The organism is Acinetobacter harbinensis (genome assembly GCF_000816495.1).
Classification (GTDB): Bacteria; Pseudomonadota; Gammaproteobacteria; order Pseudomonadales; family Moraxellaceae; genus Acinetobacter; species Acinetobacter harbinensis.
The window spans coordinates 50,866-51,654 of sequence record NZ_JXBK01000003.1 but is presented as its reverse complement, the minus strand read 5'-3'; the positions used below and the strand labels follow the sequence as shown (position 1 = coordinate 51,654).

Sequence of the window (789 nt, the reverse complement as noted above, 5' to 3'; positions counted from 1 at the left end):
GATCATGGTGTCCAACTAACGCATCTCTTAAATAGAAATTAAGTTCTGGAGAATTTTTAGTATTCTGTTGAAGAAGATTCTGAATAAGCTGGATTTTACCTTCTAATTGGGTACGGTCTTGAGTTTCAAAATGATGCATTACTAATTTATTTATGAATAAACCCATAATAATTAGAATGAAAATAGTAGATAATGAGAAAATAATACCGATCCGAAAACTGATCGCTCTGAATAAATTATTATTCATCCTCTACCTCTAGTACATATCCCATTCCTCGAATATTCTGAATTAATTTGGGAGTAAAGTTACTGTCAACTTTACTTCTTAATCGTTTAATAGCGACTTCAACGACATTCGTATCACTATCAAAATTCATATCCCAAATTTGAGAAGCAATCAGCGCTCTTGGTAAAATTTCACCTCGTCTACGCATAAAAAGTTCCATAAGCGCGAATTCTTTTGCCGTCAGATCAATGCGTTGACCCGCTCGCGTTACCCGACGTTTTCTCAAATCAAGTTCTAAATCAGCAATCTTAATAATATTACTATCTTCTCTTTGCTGCCCTCGTCTAAGGAGAGTTTTGATTCGAGCAAGAAGCTCTGCAAAAGCAAAAGGCTTTATTAAATAATCATCAGCGCCTAACTCTAGACCTTTTACTCGATCTTCTATCTGATCTCTGGCTGTTAAAAATAGAATGGGCATTGTTTTGCCACTTTTACGAATATCATTAATAATATTCCAACCATCCAGTCCGGGTAACATGACGTCTAAGATAATTAAGTCGTAT

At 35.0% G+C, this 789-nt stretch carries 1 protein-coding gene and 1 pseudogene; both read right to left on the bottom strand.

What is annotated here, in order from left to right:
• Positions 1–247: pseudogene (locus SE27_RS14735) on the bottom strand (heavy metal sensor histidine kinase); the annotation flags it as partial.
• The coding region (locus SE27_RS13190) for a heavy metal response regulator transcription factor (protein WP_455550030.1) at positions 240–789 on the bottom strand (550 nt) is incomplete at its 5' end. The pseudogene SE27_RS14735 and the gene SE27_RS13190, both read right to left, overlap by 8 nt.